Here is a 24,020-nt window from a genome sequence, read left to right on the forward strand (position 1 = left end):
CAAATAACATGAAAGTACTCATATACAATGAGCTAGAACCGGAATACATTGATGGCTTTGACAAGGTATATAACGCACTCCAATCTGGCAATTTCGCTCAGGCTGATGTTCGCAAGATAGGCGACAATTTATACAGGGCTAGACTCAACCGCAGCGATCGCTTACTCTTCACCCTAAGAAAAGCTGCCGGTGAAAAATGCTGCTTAATCCTCGAACACATCCCCAACCATAACTATGACAAGTCTAGATTTCTTCGGGGCGGGGCTGTAATAGACGAAGATAAAATCCCGCCGGTAAAAAGTCCCGCAGAGACATCGCCTGAGAGTTCGGAACATTTAAACCCGAATAAAGATAGATTTAACCTTCTAGATAAGGTAATAACATTTGATGACCAACAAGAAGATATTTATTACCTTCAACCACCGATCATAATGATCGGCTCAGCCGGCAGCGGTAAAACCGCCCTGGCGATTGAAAAACTAAAAGAAATGCAGGGCGCTATACTTTATATCAGTCAGTCGCCTTTCTTAGTTGAACATTCTCGAAACCTCTACTATTCACATGGATATTACAACCCTAACCAAACGCCCAAGTTCTTATCCTATAAAGAGTTTATAGAATCAATACGTGTACCCGAAGGCACAGAGCTATCTGCAGAAGAGTTTTGTGACTGGTTTTATCGCCAACCTGAGTCAAAAGACCTTAAAAGCCCCCATAAGGTTTTTGAGGAAATACGCGGCGTGATTGCTGGACAAGCCTACTCCTCCCCTTACCTAGATCGGGCTTCGTATAACGGCTTAGGAGTAAGGCAGTCGATATTCAATCACAATGTTAGAGATAAAGTTTATGATGTCTTTGAAAAATACCTCAACTATTTAAAAAAAGAGGGGCGCTATGATCCGATCATTCTAAGTCATCAGTACTTACCAAAAATTAATAAGCAATACGACTTTGTAGTAGTAGATGAGCTGCAGGACCTCACAAACATTCAGATTTTGCTAATCCTTAAATCGCTGAATCGGCCCCATAATTTCTTGTTTTGCGGCGATGCCAACCAGATCGTACACCCTAATCACTTTTCTTGGGCTAACATTAAAAGCCTTATAAGAAGTTTACAGTACCCCATAAGTAGTGGTCGGTTGGTTAACGTTTTGCATAACAACTACCGCAATTCATCAAACATAACAGAAATCGCCAATCGCGTGCTTAAAATCAAACAAAAACGCTTTGGCTCTATAGACAAAGAGAGCAATGTCTTTGTCACCAACGCCAAAAGAGACAGCGGTAAAATACAGCTACTTGAGGATAAACCCCCTGTACGACAAGCTCTCAACGAGTTTACTGGGTTGTCGGCAAATGTAGCGGTAATCGTATTGCACCCATCTCAAAAATATGATGCCAGAGGAAAGTTTGAGACCCCCCTCATATTCTCTATTCAAGAGGCCAAGGGGCTTGAGTACGATAGCATAATCTTTTACAACATAATCAGCGATGAGGCAGAAATCTATGAAGCCATTGCTAGTGGTATTGATAAGCAAGATCTAGATTCGGATAACATTGGTTTTGCAAGAAGCAGAGACAAGACAGACAAATCTATCGAGACCTATAAGTTTTACATTAATGCCTTGTACGTGGGCATAACCAGGGCTGTCAAAAATATTTATTGGGTCGAATGTGACCAAAACCATAAATTTCTTCACTTGCTCGGCTTAGTGGAGCGCCTCGATAACAAGGTAGCGGGTAAAAAAGAGCGATCAACTTTAAAGAAGTGGCGCAGTGAGGCTAAACGTTTGGAGTTGCAAGGACAGGAAGAACAGGCAAACGAAATCCGTCATAAGATTTTACAGCATAACCAAGCACCCTGGCACACAATCAACCGAGAAGAGTTTGAATCACTCCGCGACCAAGTATTCAACAGAGGGATCAACAAATATCGGCTCGAACTCTTCGAGTATTCACTGCTTCACTGCCATCTACCAACGCTATGCGCACTCTCGCGAGAGCGATTCGGCCCTGCCACTCAGAATGAAATTGATGCCGTTCGCCAAGTTCATCGCAATCATTTCATGGGGTATAATCAAAGGAACTATCAGACTGTTATCAAGCAAACAGATAAATTTGGTGTAGACCACCCTACCCGCTACAACTTAACTCCATTGATGATCGCTGCAAGAATGGGCAACTATCAGCTACTCGAGGACCTGATTAACCTTGGCGCTGATCCTGCTGTAGTCGCCGATAATGGCTTTAACCCCGTTCACTTTGCGCTAGAGCAAGCCTACTTAGATACTGATTTTGCCGCCCATAAACTCACACCCGTATATCAGCTCTTAGCTCCACTAAACCTATCTCTTCAAGCAGACAGCAAACTCCTCATGCTTGACCGCCAGCAAATGGAGTTCTTCCTTTTTTACTGGCTAAGCATGCTATTTTATCGGGGCCTCGGTCCGCTTGTTGGCAGCGGGGAGAACGGCTTTACCGCAGACTGGATATCATCAACTTTGGCCCATCTGCCCAACGACATACTCCCCGAATCCTGCAAACAGCCATCATTCATCTTGGATGTTCTGTATGCCAACGAATTCAGGCGCAGCTCTGACAATAGTCTTCGGCTCTTCCGGCGCACTACAGGTAACAGCTTTGTGATCAACCCGGGGGTGCAAGTACGTCCAGGCAAAGGGTGGACACCCTACTACCATCTCTTCCAACCACACGATCTCGACCCTGGTGTGACGCCAGAGAGGATATATCAGGAAAAAATTACTAATAACAAAAAGATAAGAGAACCTATCGACGCCAAGCAACTGTACGAGATACACATGCAGCGCGACCGCAACGTTGGTATATTCCGGAACTGGCTGATTGAACAAACCAGAACCTGGACAATGTGAAATACGCAGGAACCTCCAAAACCTCCCCTGATTTCACCGCAAAGCTTAACCAAAAGAGGCAGCCGGTTCCGGCACGTGAAACAAGAAGCCCTGACCTTGCCGGCAACCTGCGTCCAAAAGCGCCTTGCGCTGCATTTCGGTCTCCACACCCTCAGCTATAATACGTATACCCAAACCTGTTCCTAAGGCTATTATGGCCCGCGCAATAGCAGCAGCATGTCGGTCACCTGGATAATCACGAATAAACGAGCGGTCTATCTTGAGCTTATCAACTGGTAGATCCTTCAAATAGCTTAATGCGGAGTACCCGGTGCCAAAATCGTCTACTGCAACCGCAACCCCTAAGGCGCGCAACTCGCTCAACCCTTTAGTTACACAGTCCATTCTTTCAACCAGCAGGCTTTCGGTTATCTCTAACTCCAATTTATGGGGCGGAAGTCCAGTACGCTCCAGCGCCTCTTTAACCTTCTCAGCCCAGCCCTCCTCTGCCATCTGCGGGGCAGCCACATTGACACTGATGCGGCCAAAATCAATGCCTTGCTGTAACCATATCACTGCCTGCGCACAAGCTGTATCAAGCACCCACTCGCCTAAACGGTCGATCAGACCCGAACGCTCAGCAACAGGAATGAAGCGCGCTGGAGATATCCAACCCTGCTGCGGATCGAACCACCGCGCCAAGGCTTCAACTCCTACCCAAGAGCCACTTTTAAGATCAACCTGCGGTTGGTAGTGCAGTAGAAGCCGATTATTGGCTAGGGCACGACGTAAATCAGCCGCCAATTTCAGCCTTTCATGGGCCCTGTCAGTTAACTCGGCGCTGAAGAACCGATACCTGACACCCTCCCTTTTAGCCTCATGCATTGCGGTATCGGCTTGCTCAAGCAGCCTGGTTACAAGGTTCTCCTCGCTCCCGCTGGTTGGATAGACGCTTATCCCGACACGGGCTACGAGGCATATCTCTTGGTCGCCGACAAATAACGGCTCCTCAACCCAATTTACTAACCGCTCCACCAACTCAACCGAATCGTCAGCAACACCAAGCCAGGGCAATAAAATGCCAAACTCGTCGCCACCTAAGCGTGCAACCGTATCGCCAACCCGCAGAACTTGCTTCAAGCGCCTACCTAGATTGATCAACACCTGATCGCCAAAGTCTTTACCGAGACTGTCGTTTATCGCCCTGAAGTCGCGCAAATCCAACACTAAAACGGCTAATGCTGCCTTATCTCGCTTGCGTCTCTCTACTGCTTGCGCTAGCCGATCGTGCAGTAGGAGCCGATTAGGCAGTTCAGTTAAGGGGTCGGTATGTAAAAGCTCTTCCAACTGACTTCGGTAGTAGATCAACTCTGACCGATCAGTCCGGTTCTGCTCTTCGAGTTCTACTCTCTCGGTAATGTCGTTGATGTACCCGAGCCCGGCAACCACATCTCCTCGGCCATTGCGTTCGAACACCGATGTCTCTTGCACCCAGCGATATGCGCTATCGGCAGCTTTTACCCGATACGGGGTATAATCAAAATAGCTATCCACTGCAACGCTGAGCGCTCTACTATCTTCGCGTATCAAGCGCGGATAGTCTTCTGGGTGAACAAGCTCAGCAAACGGCCGCCCTATGAGCTGCTCAGGAGAGTAGCCAAGAACCCTTTGCACATTGGGAGAGACATATCTCACAGGCCACTCACCGCTTTTTTGATCCCAGGCAAAAACCACGGTCGGACCACCTGCAAAGCGCCTTAGTTCAAGCTGACGCTTGGCACTTTGCAAACGCAGCTCCAGCTCATCTACTACCAAGGCTGCAAAATCTTGCAAACTTTGTAGGCATATAGCATCGGATTTACGCGCTTGCGGGTCCTGGATTGACAGAACCCCAATATGATAGCCAGATGGGGTGGTCAGCGGCACACCAGCGTAAAACCTTATGCCCCGCTCAGAGGTAACCAACGGATTATCGTGGAAGCGCTCATCAGCGGTTGCGTCCTCGACAATAAGCGGCTCTCCAGAGGCAACAACATGCCCACAAAAGGATATATCTCGCGGGGTTTGGCAGTCATCTAGGCCGCGATAGGACTTGAACCACTGACGGTCATTATCGACCAATGTGATTGTGGCTATCGGCAGATCAAAAAAATTGCACAACAGGGTAGTAATGCGCTCAAAGGCATCTTCCGGGGGCGTATCGAGCAGCCCGTATTCGTGCAAAGCGGCAAGACGCTCGTCTTCGTTCTCTGGAATGGGGGCAGGACGCATTTCTTGGTCCTTGTATATAGGTTACAGGGTACGATGAGGTTTCTAGTCAGATACCGCCAGCTAGTTTGATGAGATTTTTTATTTATTCTACCCTTAACCGTGCACATAGCAACACAATTCACATTGTCTTATTGAACCGGAACACCTCATAGGTAAATCAAAGACTGACCCTCGAGCCAGCTAGCTGCCCCACGTGTGGACGCCGCTGTTAATCCATTCGCCGTTAATCCATCCCATGGGGCCCCATGGCGCCATCCCTGGCACCATGAGCTCCACACCGGGGCAGCTAACTGACACGGGGGATGTTTTAGAGCCCCCCTATCTGGCACCTCATAAAACTTCCCCGGAGCCACCATCTGCCCCGGTGTGGAGGTCTTGGCGCCAGGGATGGCGCCATGAAGCCTCCAAGGACGGATTCACGGCGTCCTCCACACCGGGGCAGATGGTGGCTCCGGGGAAGTTTTAGAGGTGCCTGCTAGGGCATCTCTAAAGATGCATGAGAGCAGTCAGGTAAGGTATTATGGAGCGGTAACAAATTGGCGCCACCTATCGCCGCCAGGGGCTTTAGGCCTCCCTGTTGCTCCACCCGTCCCCGGTTCTGGAAGGTGCCACGGGCCTTGTTCAGGAGTCTTTATGGCGCCATCTCGTTGCCAGGAACTCCACAACGGTGGTGCAAATAGCTAAAAATAAGGGGTTCTGAGCAGTTCCAGAAAGTTAGTAGCGGGTGCAGCAATACCGCGAAAGCATGATGTAACAGAAAATTTGCGGCTTAAGCGCGCACCTGCCATATTTGAACGGGCTAAACTAGTGCATAATGAGTAGCAAGCTTTAGAATGTCACTTGAACCAAACGGAGGTCCGGTATGCTTCATGATCCACTTCTATATGTAGCCATTGGTATAGCAGTAGGAGGCGCGGCTGGCGCGCTATTTGGTCGTTCCCTTGGGCCCAACGCTCAAGATGTCCGCGACGCGGATCGGATCGCCAAACAAAAGCGTGATGAGGCCGACGCTGTCCGCCGCGAGGTAGATTCGCACTTTGAGCAAACTGCTCAAATCATGGGTGAGGTAACCAAGGCTTACCGCCGCCTCTACGAGCACATGGCTAAGAGCACGCAGCGTCTTGCCCCACGTCGTACAGAGGACTTGGTCAAGTCGCTAGGTGACCAGCGCCTGCTGCCGCGCGATATCTCCAATCGGGAGCTGCGCAACGACTCCTCCAAGCGCGGGCGCGGACGTTAAGCAGCGATTCTAGGTTCTGCCCTGTCAGCTAACAGGATTAGCGAGACTACAGGTATTGCTGAGGAGAGGCCAGTGTACTGTCACCGGCGAGACCTGGAGCCTCTGGCCTGACTGACTGAGAAGGCAGCAGGATCGTGGCTGGTAAGATGCCCGGGGTGATCAATGATCCTCCGGGCGTTTGTTATTGGAGAACACCCTTAACTATATGGCAAAAAACGAAGCTTATAAGGGCTTTACCAACTCCGAATGCCCCTATATGCCATGTCATGAAGGAGTCGAGCGAGCGTTTAACTGCCTATTCTGCTACTGCCCGCTCAATGCCTACCTTTGCCCCGGCCCGTATCGAGTAGTAACTGATCGCAATGGCATTAAACGCAAGGACTGCAGTGCCTGCAACCTTCCGCATAACGGCTACCACCAATCGTGGGGCTTCATTCAAAAATGGCTGAAAAAGCCGGTAATCTGGCAGGGGGAAGAACAGCGGCGGAGCAATTCACCCAGCCTCCCGGAAGATGCCGAACCATAGCTACAAACCCCGTGCGGACAGCTTGCGCCGCGGCTGGACTACCGGGGCATGTGCTGCGGCTGCAACTAAGGCAGCATGCTCGGCACTAAAAACGGGACAGTTCCCGGACCCAGTTCAAATCAACCTACCCCGCGGCCATAAACCGGCATTCTCCCTAGCCTTCCAAGAAATAAGCCTGACGAAGGCGAAGTGCTGGAGCAGCGCAGCGATAATCAAAGACTCGGGGGATGACCCCGACATCACCAACGGCGCAGTTATAACTGCCACAGTCGCCGCCGGCGAGCCCGGATCGGGAATCACTTTAAAAGCAGGCAAGGGTGTCGGCACCGTTACTCGCCACGGCTTGCCTGTTGCAATCGGCGAACCGGCAATCAACCCAGGGCCGCGAGCATATATATTAGACGCTGTAGGCGAAATCTTTCCTTACCAAAGCGATCTAGCAATAACCCTCTCGATTAGTGATGGTCACCAGCTAGCTACCCACACTCTCAACCCCAGACTCGGCATTCAAGGCGGACTCTCAATACTCGGTACTACAGGGGTACTGGTGCCATTTTCCTGCTCGGCCTGGATAGATAGCATCCAACGCGGTATAGACGTAGCCCGCGCCGCAGATATAAAACATCTAGTGGCGAACACCGGGCGCACCTCCGAACAAGCGGTAAAATCAATCTACTCTCTTGCCGATGAGGCGCTGATCGATATGGGCGACTTCGCCGGCGGCACGCTCAAATACCTGCGCCGCTACCCAGTGCCATACCTTACGATATCCGGCGGCATGGCAAAGATCACCAAGCTTGCACAAGGATTTATGGATCTACATTCACGCCGCGGTCAGGCCGATACCCAACAGTTAGCCGCAATAGCAGCGCAACTAGGCGCCTCGACGGGATGCCAAGAGCGGATCGCAGCCGCCAACACTATCGCCGAGGCATTTAGTTGCGCACTTGCAGAGGGCTTACCAATCGGCGATACAGTTGCCGAGGCCGCCCGCAAGCGTGCTGCTGAGATACTCCGCAGCGATCAGATACGGCTAGAGGTCCTCATCTTTGACCGCAATCAGGAGTTAATCGGCAGGGCTCCATTTTAGTCAAACCTTCTATCGCCTCCTATAATGGGCGCCTCTTACCACTCCCCGGAGTCATTATTCCTTCTGGGATATTCTCTATATATGAGAATTCGCAAACAATACATGAATGGTCAGGCAATCATTTTGGAACCCCTAACGACTGCGCATCAGCTAATTGGCTGCTTCACTTGATCAGACCACTCAAAAGCTCTTACCCGCAAGCTGGCTATAGAGGATATAATACGGCAGATGCAACACTACCCTATCTTTCTCAAACTCCACGGCCGCCGCTGCCTGGTAATAGGCGCCAACAAGGCCGCCGCCCAGAAGAGCGAGGATTTGCTCAGGGCGGGCGCGTTTGTAACCATCGTTGCCCCTAACCTAGATAGCAGCTGCATTCGGGTCATAGAGCGTAACAAAGGACGTGCCTACCACCGAGCGGAGGAATTTTGCCCGGGCATGGAGCATGGGGCTGCCTTAGTCCTATCGGTCAGCGATGATGATGCCACCAACCAAGCAGTCCACGAGTCCTGCTGCCGCCAAGGCATACCGGTTAATGTTGTCGATCAACCCGCCCTGTGCAGCTATATTACCCCCTCGGTAGTGGACCGCTCGCCCTTACAGGTGGCGGTGACTGGTGGCGGCGCTGCCCCGGTCCTAGCCCGTCAAGTCAGGGCACAAATCGAATCCCTGCTCCCTTCCGCCTACAGCCGCCTTGCCTCACTAGCCGGGCGGCTACGCGAGCGCGTACGTAGTGCCTTACCGGATAATGAACAGCGCTTGCGCTTTTGGGAGAGGGTTTTTTCCGGCTCCGCCAGCCAATCGATCCTCTCCGGACGTGAACACGAGGGCGAAGCCGAGATACTGCGCCTGCTGCAGGAGGAGAAGGAAAACCCGAACCACCAGGGCGAAGTATTTTTGGTCGGCGCCGGACCAGGCAACCCCGATCTGCTGACATTCCGCGCCTTGCGCCTGATGCAGCGGGCAGATGTAGTCCTTTACGACTCTCTCGGTGCATCCGCCCTACTCGACCTAGTGCGTAAGGATGCCGAGCATATCCCGGTCGGTAAACGCTGCGGCAAACACACCCTGCCGCAGGAACAGATCAACTCACGGATCATCGAGCTTGCCATGCAGGGTAAGCGCGTATTGCGCCTTAAAGGCGGCGATCCGTTCATCTTCGGTCGCGGCGGCGAAGAGATAGAGGGATTACTCGAGCTTAACATCCCCTTTCAGGTGGTCCCCGGCGTAACGGCGGCACAGGGAGCGGCCACCTTCGCCGGCATCCCGCTGACTCACCGCGACTACGCCCAAAGCTGTCGGTTTCTCACCGGACACCGCCGTGATGGCCGAGTCAACCTCGACCACTGGGCGCCCTTCCATACCGATGAAACCTTGGTCATCTACATGGGCCTGAAGAACCTTAGTTCGGTATGCACCCAGCTGCGTTCGGCCGGATTACCCGCTAATCACCCCGCAGCGGTAATCGAGCAGGCCACTCTGCCAAGCCAGAAGATTGTCGAGGGGAGTCTCAAGGACCTAGCCGACAAAGCCGCCACTCACAACCTCAGCGGCCCAGCTATGATCGTGGTAGGCCCAACTGTGCCCCTGACCTCACGGCTAGCCTGGTACGATGCCATAAGCGAGGAGATCGACAGCGAGCCGGTCTGCGGTGCTAAGCCCGAGCCAAGCACCGCAAGCACCAGCAGCAGCCCCTGTTAGACCTGCTAGATCCGCTGTTCAGCGTAATAGAGCCTAACCGCATGGCGCGCTTCGGCGAAGAATAGCCACCGCTCCAGCACCGCCCCGCCAAGCGCTAGGGCCAGCGCCAGAAACGCCCACAGCCAGCTGCCCCCGGCCGCCACCACGCCCAGCAAAATAGCCGGCAACAGCAAACCGCCCGCGACCACCGCCGCCCGATAGAGCCACGCCAACCCCCCCTTAAGATGATTATTGGCCATTAGCTCATGATCGAGAAAGGTCGGCGCCGCATGGCCCTCATAGTGCAATCTGACTTTGCCGTTAGTCAGCCCCAAGGCCGTCCCCGGGGTCGAGTTACCGGCGCTGAGCTTGCCCCAGTACCAGGCACTCTTCGCGGCCACAGCTACGGCCAGGACTGTCGCCCCCACCGCGGCTAAGGGCTGAGGATCAGCGCCGGCGGCAAAGCGCACCAAGACCAGCAAGGCGGCACCGCTGCCCAGCCCCAGCAGCAGAAAATTAACCGGCGTCAGGCTCTGGTTCCAGTCGCGCACCGCCCGCACACAGGCGTAGATCATGCCGGTTGTGAGCATAGTGCCTAGGGCCAGGGCCGCGGTTAACAGCGCCAGGATCACGGTAAAGGCGCTATGCTCGGCCCCGGAGAAGGCGTAGAAGAGGACATAGAGCAGCGCCACCGGATAAAACAGGCCGGCCACAGCCGCTTCCCGCGACAGCCATGAGCTGCGGACCCGAGCCAAGGCCCGCCAGCCTTGACGCGGCTTGGTCAAGTGCCCTGTAGAGAACAGCAAGCCGGCCGTTACCACTACCAAGCCCAATACGCTAGCCCCGAGCAACTCGCCGCGCTCGACCGCCCCGCCGACCGCAAACAGATCGGCGAAGATAAACAGCGCTACAAACCCGAATCCAGCCCCCGAGAGGACAGTAAAAAGCACAACCGATAGAGGTGCGTGCATGATCTTACCTCTTGCTATTAGTCGTTTTGTATGGAACTAATCGCTACCTCGACCTGCCCACCTTCGGGCCTCAGGTAAGCGGTCGCAGCCTCCTGTTGGGAACCTCTGCTCCCCCGTGCCACTAATCTGCCCCGTTGTGGAGGACGCCGTGAATCCATCCCTGGAGGCTTCATGGCGCCATCCCTGGCGCCAAGACCTCCACACCGGGGCAGTTTGAGTGGCCCAGGGGGAGCAGAGGTTCCTAGAGACAGGCCGGCTTTTTAGAGTTTCCCCCTATGAAAGCCCCCTCACACCTCCTAGCGATAGACCTTACGGTTGATCCACTCACTAACCGGAGGTAGGCGTTTGCGGTCAGACGTATCTACACCAGCTGGACTGGTTGGACCGGCAGCCCCACCTTCACCGGCGACCCCATCTGCCCCGTGAGCCGTCACAGAAACTGGCGCATGCCCAGCACTGCCGTCACTGTCATGCGGCCGCTCCAGCGGCTGCGGGCGGCTAGCCGCCGAAGGCCGTAACGGCAGGTAGCGGTTTACCGGCTCACAGCCCATCTCCGGCAACAGTTGATAGCCGCGCCGCTCGCGCACGAGCTCGGATACCGGCGAATCGGGATCGGCTAGATCGCCGAAGTGGCGAGCCCGTGCCGGGCAGGATAAGACACAGGCGGGCTGGCGCTGCTCTTCCGGCAAGCGGCTATCGTAGATACGGTCGATGCACAAGGTGCACTTTTTCATCGACCCGCTCGCGCAGTCGAGCTCGCGGGCGCCGTAGGGACAAGCCCAGGCGCAGTAGTTACAGCCGATGCACTTATCCTGATCGATAAGCACAATCCCGTCCTCGACGCGCTTATAGGAGGCCCCGGTAGGACAGACATCGACACACGGTGGGTGCTCGCAGTGCATGCAGGAGAGCGGGACATTGACCGTCTTACTCTGCGGATAGTCGCCCTCTTCATAGTGGCGCACCCGATTGAGCCAGACCCCGCTCGGCTGCTCACCGTAGGGCTGATACTCGCTTAGCGGACCGATAGTGCCGGAGCTGTTCCACTGCTTACAGGCCACCGCGCAGGCATGGCAGCCGACACAGGTATCGAGATCGATGACCAGACCCAGCTTCATGACGACCAACTCCCTCGGTTTAATATATCGCGCAGCGAGCGTTGCATACCGACAGCGCGGTGTGTGGCATAGCGCAGCAGGGCCAGCGGCCCATTATCTATCCCCGGCGGCGGCTTCAAATCGGGCCAACTCGGAGACGTTTGCGCCGGCTCAGTCGGATCGGCCTTGCGCACCCGCACCCGCACGTCGTACCAAGCCGCCTGCCCAGTAATGGGGTCGGAATTACTCAGCGGCTTCTCGCCTTCACGACGCGGCAGCCGGTCATCAATCACATGGTTAAGCAGAAAGCCGATGGTGGCCTCCGGGCCCTGCGGCTCGAGTCCCCAAGCTCCCGACATCTTGCCCATGCCGTTCCAGGTCCAGACCGTATCCTCCTGCGTGCCCTCCATCAGCCGTAATTCGCAGCGCACCCGCCCGGCGTGTGACTCTACCCAGACCCAATCACCGTCAGCAAAACCGAGCTCTTCGCCGCGGCGCCGGTTCATATAGAGGTAGTTCTGGGCCAGAATCTGACGCAGCCAGGCGTTTTGACTATCCCAGGCGTGGTAGTGGGTCATCGGCCGCTGCGTTATGGCGTGGAAGGTGTACTGCGCAGTATCGGTCCGCGTCTCTTCGAGCGGGGTGTAGAAAAACGGCAGCGGATCGCAGTAAGTCAAGACCCGCTCCCGGTCGGTCTCATCAGGCGGCTGCGGGCCATCGTAAAGGCCTTGAGCAGCTAGGCGAAAGCGCTGCAGCGGCTCCGAGTAGACAGACATGACAATCTGCTCGGCCGAGGGGTTAAAGCCTACCTCCTGCGCCCAGTCGAGATACTCGCGGTTAGCGAATTTGTAGAACTGCTTGGATAATGGCAGTTCGTACTTAAAGAAGGCTCCGTTCTCGATATAGCGCTGCCACTGCTCAGGATTGGGCTCGCCGCGCATCGGCTTACTGCCATCAGCGCCCCGCCATCCGGCCAGAAAGCCTATCCCCGGCGCCTTCTGGTAATTGATAATAAAATCTTCGTAGCCCTTATACTTAGGCGTACCGTCGGAGTTGGTGAACTCCGGCAGCCCGAGCCGGGCCCCGAGCTCTATCATCACCTCTTGCCACGGCCGGACATCGCCGTCCGGTTCTAGCAACGGCTGACGAATGGCATCAGCCGGGCCGTCGGGCTCAGAGATCGGCCGATCGAGCATGGAGATACAGTCGTGGCGCTCCAGATAGGTGGTATCGGGGAGCACCAGATCGGCGTAGTGCACGCTCTCGGAGTGGAAGGCATCGACCACCACCAGATACGGCAGCTTATATTCGCCCTGCTCATCCTTGGCCAGCAGCATATCCAGCACCGAATCGGTGTTCATGGTCGAGTTCCAGGCCATATTGGCCATGAACAGGATCAGCGTATCGATCGGATAAGGATCGCCCTCTACGGCATTGGTGATAACGGCGTGCATCTTGCCGTGGGTCGATAACGGCGCCTGCCAGGAGAAGGCTTTATCAATCCGCCGCGGCTGACCGTCTGCATCGATTACCAAATCCTCCGGCCCCTGCGGGAAACCGAGCGGCGAGGCCGCGAGTGGCGTGTTCGGCGCCGTCTGCTGCGCCGGGCGCAGCGGCGGCGGCACATGGCGCGGGTACGGCGCCTTAGCGCGGTGGCCGCCAGGACAGTCGACTGAGCCGAGTAGCATCTGCAGCAGGTGCAGCGCCCGCCCCGCCTGAAAGCCGTTAGAGTGGGCAGCGACACCGCGCATGGCGTGCATCGACACCGGCCGCCCGATAAACCGATCGTGCTTACGCCCAGCCCAATCGGTCCATTCGCACTCTATCTCGATCGTCTCCTCGAAGGCGACGTGGGCTAGCTCGGCAGCGAGCCGCTCGATGGTCTCCGCCGCCACCCCGCAGATCTCCGCCGCCTGCTCCGGGCTGTAGGAGTCGTCGATAAACCGCTCCGCGGCCAAGGTCATAGCGGTCTTCACCTGCCGGCCGTCGGGGCCGACGAAGGAGCCGAACAGGGCCGGGGCGACATCGGTGCGCGAGGCCTCAACAAAGGCGCCACGCTCAATATCGCGGATCTGCGCCTGACCATTATCATCGCGGAGAAAGAGGCCGTCACCCGGCTTACCCGGATCCTGTACCACCAGGTAGGGGGCGTTGGTGTAGCGAATCAGGAATTCCCAGTCGAAATTTCCATCACGCAGCAAGCAGTGGATGAGCGCCATGGCCAGCGCCCCATCGGTCCCGGGGCGGATAGCTACCCACTCATCGGCGACCGCCTGATAGCCGGTACGGACCGGGTTGACCGCGACGAACCGAGCCCCGCGGCGCTTAATCTCCTCAATGCCGCGTTTGAACGGATTGGAGGCATGATCCTCCGCGGTCCCCCAGAGCATGAAGTAGCGCGTGCGCTCCCAATCGGGATCACCGAACTCCCAAAAGGCGTGGCCGAGCGAATAGAGCCCGGCGGTGGCCATGTTCACCGAGCAAAAGCCGCCGTGGGCCGCCCAGTTGATGGTACCGAACTGAGTCGCCCAGAGCCCGGTAAGGGCCTGCATCTGATCGCGCCCGGTGAAATAGGCGAGCTTGCGCGGATCGTCGGCGCGGATAGCGCGCAGCCGTTCGGTAAGCTCGTCCAGGGCCTCATCCCAGGAGATCTCTTCGAACTCACCACTACCGCGTTCGCTGCCCGGTTTGCGCCGCAACGGGGCGCGCAGCTTGGCCCGCGAGTACTGCTTCATTATCCCGGCGTTACCCTTAGCGCAGAGCACGCCGCGATTAACCGGGTGATCCGGGTTGCCCTCTATGAATCGGACCTTGCCATCTTCTAAGGTGACGCGGATGCCGCAGCGACAGGCACACATATAGCATGTGGTGTAGCGCACCTCTTGCCCCTCGCGGGGCTCAAGATCGAGCGCCTCCTGCTGCTGCGACACCCCGGTTGCTGGGGTGGCGCTCATTTTCTGATTAACTCCCTAGCCTGGTGCGACCTGCAGCTCGGTGCCGCGGTTTATCTGGTGCTGATCGCAGCTCGTACTGCCCGGGCCAACCCTTAGGCGCAGCGCAGATAGAAGTGGAATTTGCCCTCTTCCTCACCCTGCTCGATCAGCTCGTGCCCGGTCTGCTTGCTGAATGAGTCGAAGTCCTGCACGGAGCCGGGGTCGGTGGCGATAACGTGCAGCACCTCACCGCTGTTCATGGTGGCGAGAGTCTTTTTGGCTTTGAGAATGGGCATCGGGCAGTTCAGCCCGGTAGCGTCAAGCTCTTGATCGAAGTCGGCCATGGTCTGCTACTCCTGTATCTATCTGGTTTGACTAGTTACGCGCTGTCGGTGTTACCGGCACAGCCGTCGGCGTAACCGGCCTCGTAGCGCTCGGTTAGACGCTGCTCCTCGCGCTGGGGATTGCGCAAGTAGCCGCCGGCCCAGCCGTTGATGTAGTCCTGATCAACGCCGCGCTGTTCGAGATCGCGGATTGTTGTGTAGTACGTCTGATCCATCTGCCCTCCCGGTTATTTCTGTTGCCATGCGGTTGGTGAGCTTCGCGCCCACCGGCGGGCGCAGTTAACGGGTGTACCTGTCGGCTGCGTCACGGAGCACCCGCCGATTTTCCGCAGCATGCGCCTCCGGCCCTGGCAACGCCTAGCATGCTAACCCTAGCAAGGATGCCCACTTTTTGATATGAGTCACAATTAGCCTGAGGGGAGAGCTTGCGGGGAGTTGGTTATCTCTTTGGGGATATGGATCAGTGGGGAGGTAGGAGTAATTGCTGGGGTATGGGGAGCGTAGAAACTTTCGAGCTGCGGAGCTGCCGCGGTGGAGGGGTTCTGTAATGCTTTCCAGGGGGCTTATGGCGCCGTCCCTGGCGACAGTTGTTCAGCTGCAAGGGCATCTTGCCCCCCCGGAGTCATCATCTGCCCCGGTGTGGAGGACGCCGTGAATCCGTCCTTGGAGGCTTCATGGCGCCATCCCTGGCGCCAAGACCTCCACACCGGGGCAGATGATGGCTCCGGGGAGGTTAGAGGTGCCCACAAAGAATCTGTAGTTAAGCGGGACAAACTGCCCGGTTTATTCGAAGGTATATGCCACGCCGACGTGGAAGGCGTTTTCGACTAGGTCGTCTGTTTCTGCCTCTGGTGCAAAAAACTCGTCTTCTCCAGATGGGTCATACTTACTTCCAGGATCAAACTCTGAACCGTTAGCTTCCCATTGATCAACAGATTCACCGCCTAAGTCAGACCTCGACCCCTCAGCACGTACGCTAACCGGCACCCCTGTTGGACGGTACTCCATGCCTACGGCTGCACGGTAGCCAGAAAAGTCGTCGCTCCACTCAAGATCTTCATGCGCTACCACTGTAAACTCGCGCTCGGCATAACCCAGGCTGCCATAAAGCATTACAGTGCCGTCATACAATAAGCTACCCAGACGAGCCGACACAGAGTAACCTTCGCCAAGCTCACCCTCACCTATATCACCTTCACCACCAGCAAGGTGTTTTCCATCACGATCACCTAAGGTATAGCGAGCCTCTAATCCATAAAAGAAACCGCCCTCTTGATCACCCCAACCGGCAAAAACACTGCCACCAGATAAGGGATCCTCAATTGCAAAATCACCTTCTATTACACCTTCATCACCATCTTCATCGAGATTCCAATCCTGCTCAAAAGTGACCGCCGAAGTCACATCGCCCTCTACACCAATATAAGGGCCACTAAAGAACTCAGACTTCGCCGGCCCCGCAAAGACAAACCCCAAGCCGCCAGCTGCGGCTATCGCTACATAGGAGCTTTGCCGTAGCATATGCACCTCCCGCCTGCTATCCACCAACACACTTAACGCTAAAAACAGGGGCTAAATAAGCGCCTCGACACACTCCTTCGCCTCGTTTATAAATTTCCCACTTAAACTTTGAAATTGTCAATCTATTTTCCAGGGGCCTCCGATACTTCCCCTGAGCCACTTAGCTGCCCCCGGGGTGGAGGTCTTGGCGCCAGGGATGGCGCCGTGAAGCCTCCAGGGATGGATTCACGGCGTCCTCCACACCGGGGCAGCTAAGTGTCCCAGGGGAAGTCCTATGGGCGCCCCAGAAAACGGGGTTGCGAAATACCAAGCGCTGTGTAACAACTCCCCCACAGGGAAGAGATTACGCCGCCCTCCACAGAGTTGTCGGCAAGTCTTAAAAGCACTTTAAATACCCCAATTCAGTGCAATGGAGCAAAAAATGGGCTTATTAATAGAAGGCCAATGGGTCGATCAAGCTTATCAGCGCGATGAGGCGGGCCGTTTCCAGCGCCAGCGCAGCACATTCCGCAACTGGATCGGCCATGACAGTGAGTTTCCTCCTGAGCCGGGGCGCTACCACCTCTACGTCTCCTACGCCTGCCCCTGGGCTCAGCGCATACTCATAGCCCGCCACCTTAAGGGGCTGGAGGATGCGATAACGGTATCGGTTGTCCATCCGTTGATGCTCGATAACGGCTGGGAATTGAGCGACGACTTCCCCGGCGCTACCGGCGACCCTATCCTCGGCGCCAAATACCTCTACCAGGTCTATACCCAGGCAGATCCAACCGCAACCACCCGGGTAACCGTTCCGGCGCTGTGGGATAAAGAGCAGCAAACACTGGTCAACAATGAGTCACGCGATCTGCTGCGCATGTTCGACCACAACCTCGCCGAGCTCGCCACCCGCAACATTGACCTGGCGCCTGCGGAGATCAGAGAGCAGGTCGATACAACCATCGATGCCATTTACGAGCCGATCAACAACGGCGTTTATCGCTGCGGCTTTGCGGCCACACAACAAGCCTATGAGGAGGCAGCGGAGCAGCTGTATGCCGCCCTCGACTACTGGGAAGAAGTGCTCGGCAGACAGCGCTACCTATGCGGTGAGCAGCTTACCGAGGCCGATATCTGCCTCTACACCACGCTGATCCGCTTTGACGCCGTCTACGCCGTCCACTTTAAGTGTTCACAGCGCCAAATCCGCGAGTACCCCAACCTTATGGGCTACCTGCGTGAGCTCTATCAAATGCCAGCATTCGGCTCCACCACCAACTTCGAGCACATCCGCCACCACTACTTTCGCAGCCACGGCTTCCTCAACCCCAACGGCATCATCGCGCGCATGCCTGAATTGGGGCTTGATAAATATCACGGGAGAGAGTAAACCTGTAGGTTACAAAAGGCTTCTCAAGAGGCAGTAACAGCGTCCTCCCCACGGGGGATATGCAACCACAAGAAGTTTGCTTTAAGCGACCCTCAGGGGGTGGCCTCTAAAAACCCTCCCTGGAGTCACTCAACTGCCCCAGTGTGGAGGTCTTGTCACCAGGGATGGCGCCATGAAGCCTCCAGGGACGGATTCACGGCGTTCTCCACACCGGTGGCGGTTGAGTGGCCCCAGGGAGGGTTTTTGGAGGTGCCCTCAGGCCCGTGACCAAGTAAGCTAGAATGCCCCGGTTAGCAGATAACCCGCTCTCTGCGCTTATCTTTATGATAAGCCCGGCAAGCCTTGAAGTGCTGAGGATGAGTACGAAAGAACAACTCGAATATCAACTACTGCGACTTTGGCTGCCCCTAGAGACAGACTTACAGGCCTTTCTCAGTGCTTGCGCAGAAGCGGTTGCCTGGTTAGACGGCGAGCGCATGAAATCGGCACAGGGCTTATTGCAACTTAGTGAACTATTGCGCGATTCGGGAGCAGCGTCGGGGAAACCATTAAGTGCCGCCTTGATCTGGGATCAAGACTCATTACAGGTCCACTGGGAGGGCCAGAGTAACCCATCTGTACTGCTCAAAGCAGAATCATACCGGGTAGAGAAGGAGCAACTTGAGAGGCTACGAGAGTACCTTAGCGCGCGCTTCGAGGTCATAGATTCTGAAACCCTGCGCTGGCAAAACCAGCAAATGGCAGCGCATTACCGCCAAACCAAGGAGGATATGGAGGCGGAGCTAAACGAATTACAGCAGGCTTTGGATAGCCGCCAACTCGAACTGGCGAAGAGCATCATGGCAGCAGAGACGGACTCTTTAACCAACGCCCTGAATCGCCGCGCCTTCGATGATTACGCCCCGAAGGCCTATTACCACGCCAAGCGCCAGCGCCAAGAGGAAATGTCACTGCTTTTGATTGACCTCGATTATTTCAAAGAGATCAATGATGAGCATGGCCACCGGCAAGGCGATGAGTACCTTCGCCACGTAGTTACAGTGATGGAGTCTTTGATCCGCAGCGGGATAGACCGCGTCTACAGGATCGGCGGCGATGAGTTTGCCATACTGTTTCACGCTGGAGCAAAGGCAGCCTGTAGCAAAGCATTGAAATTGCTGGAACAGCTTGACTGGTCGGTCAGCATCGGAATTGCTTCCTTAGATCTTCTAGAGGGCGATAACAGCTTCGTAGAATTTTACGAGCTAGCCGACAGTGCCTTGTATGATGCAAAAAATTCGGGTCGCGGGCGCGTGGCTGTTGCCGGATGTCGAGAACGCGGTGAAAAGGGATGTCGGCAACCGTGCATGCTTTTACAGGAGCCAAGCGATTGAAGAGTGTCATAGCGAGCTCTGAGCATGTACGACTTGTAGCCGAGCTGCCGGCGCAGCGGGAGAGCGATCGGATTGCCCTGCGCGCCCGCATGTTATCCGTGGCTCAACGGCTAGGTTACGGCGAGTCGCGCCGCAGCGATATGAGTTTGGTGGTATATGAGCTGGCAACCAACATCAGCAAATACGCCCAAGGCAAGGGATTTATCCAGGTGTGGTTACAACCGGGACCGAGCATAGACATATTTGCTCTCGACTATGGGCCAGGCATATATGAATTAGAACGTGCCCTAGGTAACGGTTATTCAACAAGTGGCACATTGGGCAAAGGGCTGGGCAGCATCGCCCGGCTGTGTGATCACTGGGATATTTATAGCCGCTCGGCACCCCCCGGTGGCGACAACACCAACTGGCACGGAACCGCGGTATTAGCGCGTTTTTCTACTCCAAGCCTGCTGACTCAGCATGGCATAGGGATTTACGTGCGCAGCCTTAACGACGATAGTTACTCGGGGGACACAATCTTCCTCTATTGCAACGACCAACATATACGCTGGTTTCACGCCGATGGCTTGGGCAGCGGCAAGACAGCTCAGCAATCTACCGAGCCGCTGGGCAGGGCCCTGCTCCACTCGCCAAGACCAACAGAGATACTTGAATTTTCCCGGACCCTGATCGACAGTGGCAAGGGAGCAGTGGCTATTGTCGGGGCGTATCAGCCGCACCCAGAGCAACTGGTAGTGTGCGGGATTGGCGACATGCACCTAGATGTATGCAATACGGATTCAGACAACAAGGACAAGGAACAGATCAAATTCGCCCCAGGCATCTTGGGCAAAGATGTCTATGCTACAACTCCGCACAACATAACTATGGGTAAGAGAACAGCAGTCCTTTCGGCAAGTGACGGCATCAGGAGAAATTGGGACCCGCAACGCTATGCCGGACTAATGAGCCGTGATCCACAGTTGATCGCATACTTTCTTGGCAGCGAAGCGGGACGTCTCTCTGATGACCGTTCCCTGTTTGTGCTCTCTCCCCCTAGGTGTAACTAAAATGGCCTCTTCTCTGCCCAAGGCAACCTACACACTATCCCCGGGGCTACTCAACTGTCCCGGTGTGGGGGTCTTGGCGCCAAGGATGGCGCCATCAATCCTCCAGGGATGGATTCACGGCGTCCTCCACACCGGGGCGGATGGTGGCGCCGGCGAAGTTTTAGAGGCACCCATGCAAGTTGAACAGATCAGGAGTTAACCACAATGAATGCCCAATCACAGAAAGTCTCCGAGCGTGTCGGCCAACTATTCCAGGCTGATGTAAACGGTATTGCCAAGCATATTGAGGAGCCAGCTCGAGCTTACTTCGGGGGCAGTCATGGCTTACTTGATGACACTGAAATCACCGAGATCAGCTTTGAGCTTGAGCATCTGTTCGGCGAATTTCTCGGCTGTGAAGACCCACTAAGCACCGAGTCACCCGCTTATGAGGCACTGCAAGGCTTCTTTGTCAACCTTGCCAAAAAGATACTCTCCAGGGGAGGAGACATAGATAATCTGGTCCGTTATACACAATCTCTTCAACGCGCACTGATAGCTGCTGTCGAAGAGGTAAATGACATCCCCTTTACCAGATCGCGTTCGGTACTAGCATTTGTTTCCGAACGATTTACTGAATTGATGCTGGTTATTTTCCGTACATATTTAAATCAGAAAGATGCTACTATCCAGGCACAAGAGGACGAGCTACGCGAGAAAGCGACCCCTATTACAGAGATCTGGCAAGGCGTGATAGCGCTACCCTTGATCGGCACATTAGATTCAAGTCGTGCCATGCTGATCATGGACTCACTATTGAATCGAATCGCTAACCACAAGGTTAAGGTTGTAGTTATGGACCTAACCGGGGTTGGCAGCATCGACTCGCAGGTATCTCACCACCTGATTCACATGGTTAGAGCAGTAAAATTAATGGGAGCGGAAGCTGTTTTGACCGGGATCAGCCCGGAGATAGCGAGGGCCCTCACTCAGCTTGAGATTGATCTCGGCGAAGTGCGCACCCGGTCTAACCTGGCCGACGGCCTTAGTGATGCGTTCAAACATATCGGTGTGAAGGTGGTGCCAATAGATGGATCTTGAACCTTATGCCTAAACACGGCTTTAGAATGACCTCCCTGGCCGATAACAGCGCCCTTTTCGAGCCTGGGAATGGGGTAAATGTCTCGGCACCTGAGTCGCTTATTGATGAGGTGTTGGCAGAGTTGCAGAGGCTCGGCGCGAAGAAAATCTATTTTGATTTAGCTGAGGTGGAGATCATCGATTCAGCCTATCTGAGCTTTTTGAATAGGCTAGCGCGCGCCTGTAAGTGTGTCGGCGTGGAGATGGTGTGCATCCACATGCAACCTATAACTGCTTGTGCTTTAGCCAAGATCGATAGTGCGCGGGTAGAATTCTCCACACAACACAATATTGGTTTCGATAATCAATACTAAGGACTAACTTCAATTCGTAGGAGGCAGATGGGTGCCTCTAAAACTTCGCCGGCGCCACCATCCGCCCCGGCGTGGAGGTCTTGGCGCCAGGGATGGCGCCGCGCTATCACCCCGCCCGATTAGGCGGGGCCATTAGCGCGACTCGATAACTAACTATTAATAACGCTCGCGCAGGAAGCTGTCACCGCTCCAGCGGCCAGCACCAGCAGCCATAAATGGCAGCATTACGGCAGCAAAGAGCAATGCCAGCTCCTTATCCGCAAACGGATCCCCGGCATGCGCTATAAACCCTGCAGCCAGCATCGTTACCAAGATGGAGAAAGCTGACACCCGGGTCAACGCCCCGGCTGCAAGCAGCAAGCCGCCGAAAAACTCCACTAGACCAGCAAGCCAGGCAAAAAGGGCCGGTGCCGGAAAGCCCATATCACCGACCATGCCGATGAAAGGCTCCTGCGGCGGCACCTTATCGAGACCATGACCGAAAGCCATAAACAATCCGGCAACCACACGTAGCGCCACCCAACCGGCGTCAACCAGGGTAGAACTCGGTGTGTATCCCCCGATAAGTATCTCGCGAGCATTTACCTGCATATTTGCAAACTCCTTCAATTAGCTGTCATTGAGCGAGGATAACCCAGCTCCCTCGCAAAAAATTTAACCGCTTATGCGTCTCTTAGCGAGGCTGCCGAAGGGAACCTCTAAAACTTCGCCGGCGCCCACCATCCGCCCCAGTGTGGAGGTCTTGGCGCCACGGATGGCGCCATGAAGCCTCCAGGGATGGATGCACGACGTCCTCCACACCGGTGCGGATGGTGGGCGCCGGCGAAATTTTAGAGGTTCCCCCGAAACACTATAAGTTTCTACCACTCTCGACAGCTTAACCTAGGTATACGTTCACTTTTTACCAAAGCTGATCTAGCCTAGCAGCACTTGATAAGTCCTTGACGAGGTTGCGGCGACCACCATCCATACGCAATAGAGCGAGGTCTGTACGTGCTCCACCAAAACGGCGAACAGATAGAGGTGCGGAATCCGGCGCAATTCACCCCTGAAGAGTGGTAGCAGGAACAGCAGCTATCGGGCGCCTCCAAAAGCTCCCTATTGAGAGGTATTAGCAGGCCCCTTGTGCGGCACAAAAAGACCACAACCCCACTGCCGCCCCTGCCCTAACCCACATTCCTGCAGCCGCAACCCCGCCTCCTGAGCCATACCGTCAACCAGCAAACTGCGCGTCACCACCCACCCCTCCGGGGTACTTAACCACTCCCGGCGACCACACAACATCCGCCGTGGCCGCACCCCGAGTTCGTACAACTGATCGCGCATAGCGAACATAAAATCCTTCTCCTGCTCATCACTGTCATCGCTATCACCCACCGAACAGACCGGATCTATCACCCGATGGGCATAGAGCGTCTCAGCCTTCTCCAGCTCATGCGCGCGCACCGCGCCCAAGCGCAGGCGCATCTCACCAAGCTCCAATTGCGCCCCACTCAGCTGCTCCAAATGCTTCGCCAAAGAGCGCTCCGCTCGCAGCAACAACCGCGTTCGCCGCGAGAGCAGCACCGGCTGCTGCTTATCGCGCCACCAACCATGCCCCGAGTCGGGGATGTGAGTGACCCTCACCCCAAGCTGCTCAATAGTCACATACCCGCTGACATGCGGTTCCAGAGCTGTGGCCAAAACGGAAGCATACGCTGACGGCAGGCATCTACCGTGCAGAGCAAAACTTAGATCAACCGCCGCCGCCTGCCTTTGATCTGATTGAGGCTGATCATCATCTTCCCAGAACATCGATCGCCGCTTCCTTAAATAAGACTAAGAGAGCTTTTAAACAACCTATCACAGCGCGCCAATCCCAATATAGGTAACCGTCTAGCGCCTTTAAAAGTCCCCAGAGCCAAACGGTCCCCCGGTGTGGAGGACGCCGTAAATCCATCCTTGGAGGCTTCATGGCACCATCCCTGGCGCCAAGACCTCCACACCGAGGTTAACCTGTTGGCTCGGGGGACTTTAAAGGACGACCGCCGTGAAACTATCCCGTCGATCTTCACCAGCGCCATGCCGCCAAAACGGGAGTGTTGCCTGAAAAAAGGCGTCTGTCTAGAGAAAGCCAGCTAATAGATGAAGAGCAAAGATTGACAAATCAGCACCGCCCCGCAAAACACTCCCTGCGGGTGCCTCCGGAAACTCCCCTGAGCCATCTAGCTGCCCCGGTATGGAGGTCTTGGCGCCAGGGATGGCGCCATG

The 24,020-nt window shown here is 55.3% G+C and carries 18 protein-coding genes and 1 pseudogene; 10 read left to right on the forward strand and 9 right to left on the reverse strand.

The features are described 5' to 3' along the window. Positions 1–8: 8 nt before the first annotated feature. Positions 9–2,891: a UvrD-helicase domain-containing protein gene (locus HH1059_RS08190; protein WP_096409721.1), complete on the forward strand. Its 2,883-nt coding sequence runs from the start codon at positions 9–11 to the stop codon at positions 2,889–2,891. Positions 2,892–2,936: 45 nt separating this feature from the next. Here the strand turns inward: HH1059_RS08190 and HH1059_RS08195 are convergent, their stop codons facing one another. Further along, a complete protein-coding gene (locus tag HH1059_RS08195) occupies positions 2,937–5,141 on the reverse strand; it encodes a putative bifunctional diguanylate cyclase/phosphodiesterase (protein WP_096409722.1) in 2,205 nt (734 codons plus the stop codon). Positions 5,142–6,003: 862 nt separating this feature from the next. Between HH1059_RS08195 and HH1059_RS08200 the strand changes: the two genes are divergently transcribed. The 4 genes from HH1059_RS08200 (at position 6,004) to cysG (ending at position 9,698) form a co-directional block, all read left to right on the forward strand. After that, entirely contained in the window at positions 6,004–6,381 is a 378-nt protein-coding gene (locus HH1059_RS08200; protein ID WP_096409723.1) for a ZapG family protein, read from the forward strand. A gap of 205 nt (positions 6,382–6,586) precedes the next feature. Then, the gene (locus HH1059_RS08205) at positions 6,587–6,907 is read left to right on the forward strand and encodes a cysteine-rich small domain-containing protein (protein WP_096409724.1); all 321 of its coding nucleotides are present in this window, start codon (positions 6,587–6,589) and stop codon (positions 6,905–6,907) included. After that, positions 6,894–7,997: a cobalt-precorrin-5B (C(1))-methyltransferase gene (locus HH1059_RS08210; RefSeq protein WP_096409725.1), complete on the forward strand. Its 1,104-nt coding sequence runs from the start codon at positions 6,894–6,896 to the stop codon at positions 7,995–7,997. The genes HH1059_RS08205 and HH1059_RS08210 overlap by 14 nt, the downstream gene beginning before the upstream one ends. 228 nt (positions 7,998–8,225) lie before the next feature. Next, positions 8,226–9,698 (forward strand): siroheme synthase CysG, encoded by a 1,473-nt coding sequence (gene cysG, locus HH1059_RS08215; RefSeq protein ID WP_096409726.1) that lies wholly within the window; start codon positions 8,226–8,228, stop codon positions 9,696–9,698. A gap of 5 nt (positions 9,699–9,703) precedes the next feature. Here the strand turns inward: cysG and HH1059_RS08220 are convergent, their stop codons facing one another. From HH1059_RS08220 to HH1059_RS08245, 6 genes and pseudogenes are all read right to left on the reverse strand, one after another. Further along, the gene (locus HH1059_RS08220; RefSeq protein WP_096409727.1) at positions 9,704–10,648 is read right to left on the reverse strand and encodes a dimethyl sulfoxide reductase anchor subunit family protein; all 945 of its coding nucleotides are present in this window, start codon (positions 10,646–10,648) and stop codon (positions 9,704–9,706) included. Between the two features lie 479 nt (positions 10,649–11,127). Beyond that, positions 11,128–11,766, reverse strand: a pseudogene (locus tag HH1059_RS08225) (4Fe-4S dicluster domain-containing protein); the annotation flags it as partial. After that, positions 11,763–14,699 (reverse strand): molybdopterin oxidoreductase family protein, encoded by a 2,937-nt coding sequence (locus HH1059_RS08230; RefSeq protein ID WP_096409729.1) that lies wholly within the window; start codon positions 14,697–14,699, stop codon positions 11,763–11,765. The pseudogene HH1059_RS08225 and the gene HH1059_RS08230, both read right to left, overlap by 4 nt. Before the next feature lie 92 nt (positions 14,700–14,791). Next, entirely contained in the window at positions 14,792–15,022 is a 231-nt protein-coding gene (locus HH1059_RS08235) for a sulfurtransferase TusA family protein (RefSeq protein WP_096409730.1), read from the reverse strand. A gap of 35 nt (positions 15,023–15,057) precedes the next feature. Beyond that, positions 15,058–15,237 carry an Alvin_2107 family globule sulfur oxidation protein gene (locus tag HH1059_RS08240; RefSeq protein WP_096409731.1) on the reverse strand — a complete coding sequence of 60 codons (180 nt, stop codon included), beginning with the start codon at positions 15,235–15,237 and terminating at the stop codon, positions 15,058–15,060. Positions 15,238–15,805: 568 nt separating this feature from the next. Next, positions 15,806–16,543, reverse strand: coding sequence for an outer membrane protein (locus tag HH1059_RS08245; RefSeq protein WP_096409732.1), 738 nt, complete (start codon positions 16,541–16,543; stop codon positions 15,806–15,808). Between the two features lie 421 nt (positions 16,544–16,964). Between HH1059_RS08245 and HH1059_RS08250 the strand changes: the two genes are divergently transcribed. From HH1059_RS08250 to HH1059_RS08275, 5 genes are all read left to right on the forward strand, one after another. Next, on the forward strand, positions 16,965–17,912 hold the full coding sequence (locus tag HH1059_RS08250) for a glutathione S-transferase family protein (protein ID WP_096409733.1): 948 nt from the start codon (positions 16,965–16,967) through the stop codon (positions 17,910–17,912). A 356-nt stretch (positions 17,913–18,268) separates the two neighbouring features. Beyond that, positions 18,269–19,285, forward strand: coding sequence for a GGDEF domain-containing protein (locus HH1059_RS08255; protein WP_162549458.1), 1,017 nt, complete (start codon positions 18,269–18,271; stop codon positions 19,283–19,285). Continuing rightward, positions 19,282–20,337 (forward strand): ATP-binding protein, encoded by a 1,056-nt coding sequence (locus tag HH1059_RS08260; protein WP_096409735.1) that lies wholly within the window; start codon positions 19,282–19,284, stop codon positions 20,335–20,337. Before HH1059_RS08255 ends, HH1059_RS08260 begins: the two co-directional genes overlap by 4 nt. Positions 20,338–20,541: 204 nt before the next feature. Next, entirely contained in the window at positions 20,542–21,417 is an 876-nt protein-coding gene (locus HH1059_RS08270; RefSeq protein WP_096409737.1) for an STAS domain-containing protein, read from the forward strand. A 5-nt stretch (positions 21,418–21,422) separates the two neighbouring features. Then, positions 21,423–21,770 carry an STAS domain-containing protein gene (locus tag HH1059_RS08275; RefSeq protein WP_096409738.1) on the forward strand — a complete coding sequence of 116 codons (348 nt, stop codon included), beginning with the start codon at positions 21,423–21,425 and terminating at the stop codon, positions 21,768–21,770. Positions 21,771–21,926: 156 nt separating this feature from the next. On the opposite strand, the gene HH1059_RS08280 is transcribed toward HH1059_RS08275, so the two are convergent. After that, positions 21,927–22,361 (reverse strand): DoxX family protein, encoded by a 435-nt coding sequence (locus tag HH1059_RS08280; RefSeq protein WP_096409739.1) that lies wholly within the window; start codon positions 22,359–22,361, stop codon positions 21,927–21,929. A gap of 507 nt (positions 22,362–22,868) precedes the next feature. Then, positions 22,869–23,564, reverse strand: a complete 696-nt coding sequence (locus HH1059_RS08285) for a type I-MYXAN CRISPR-associated protein Cas6/Cmx6 (RefSeq protein WP_096409740.1) — start codon at positions 23,562–23,564, stop codon at positions 22,869–22,871. Positions 23,565–24,020 lie beyond the last annotated feature (456 nt).

It is taken from the genome of Halorhodospira halochloris, from assembly GCF_002356555.2.
Lineage (GTDB): Bacteria > Pseudomonadota > Gammaproteobacteria > Nitrococcales > Halorhodospiraceae > Halorhodospira > Halorhodospira halochloris.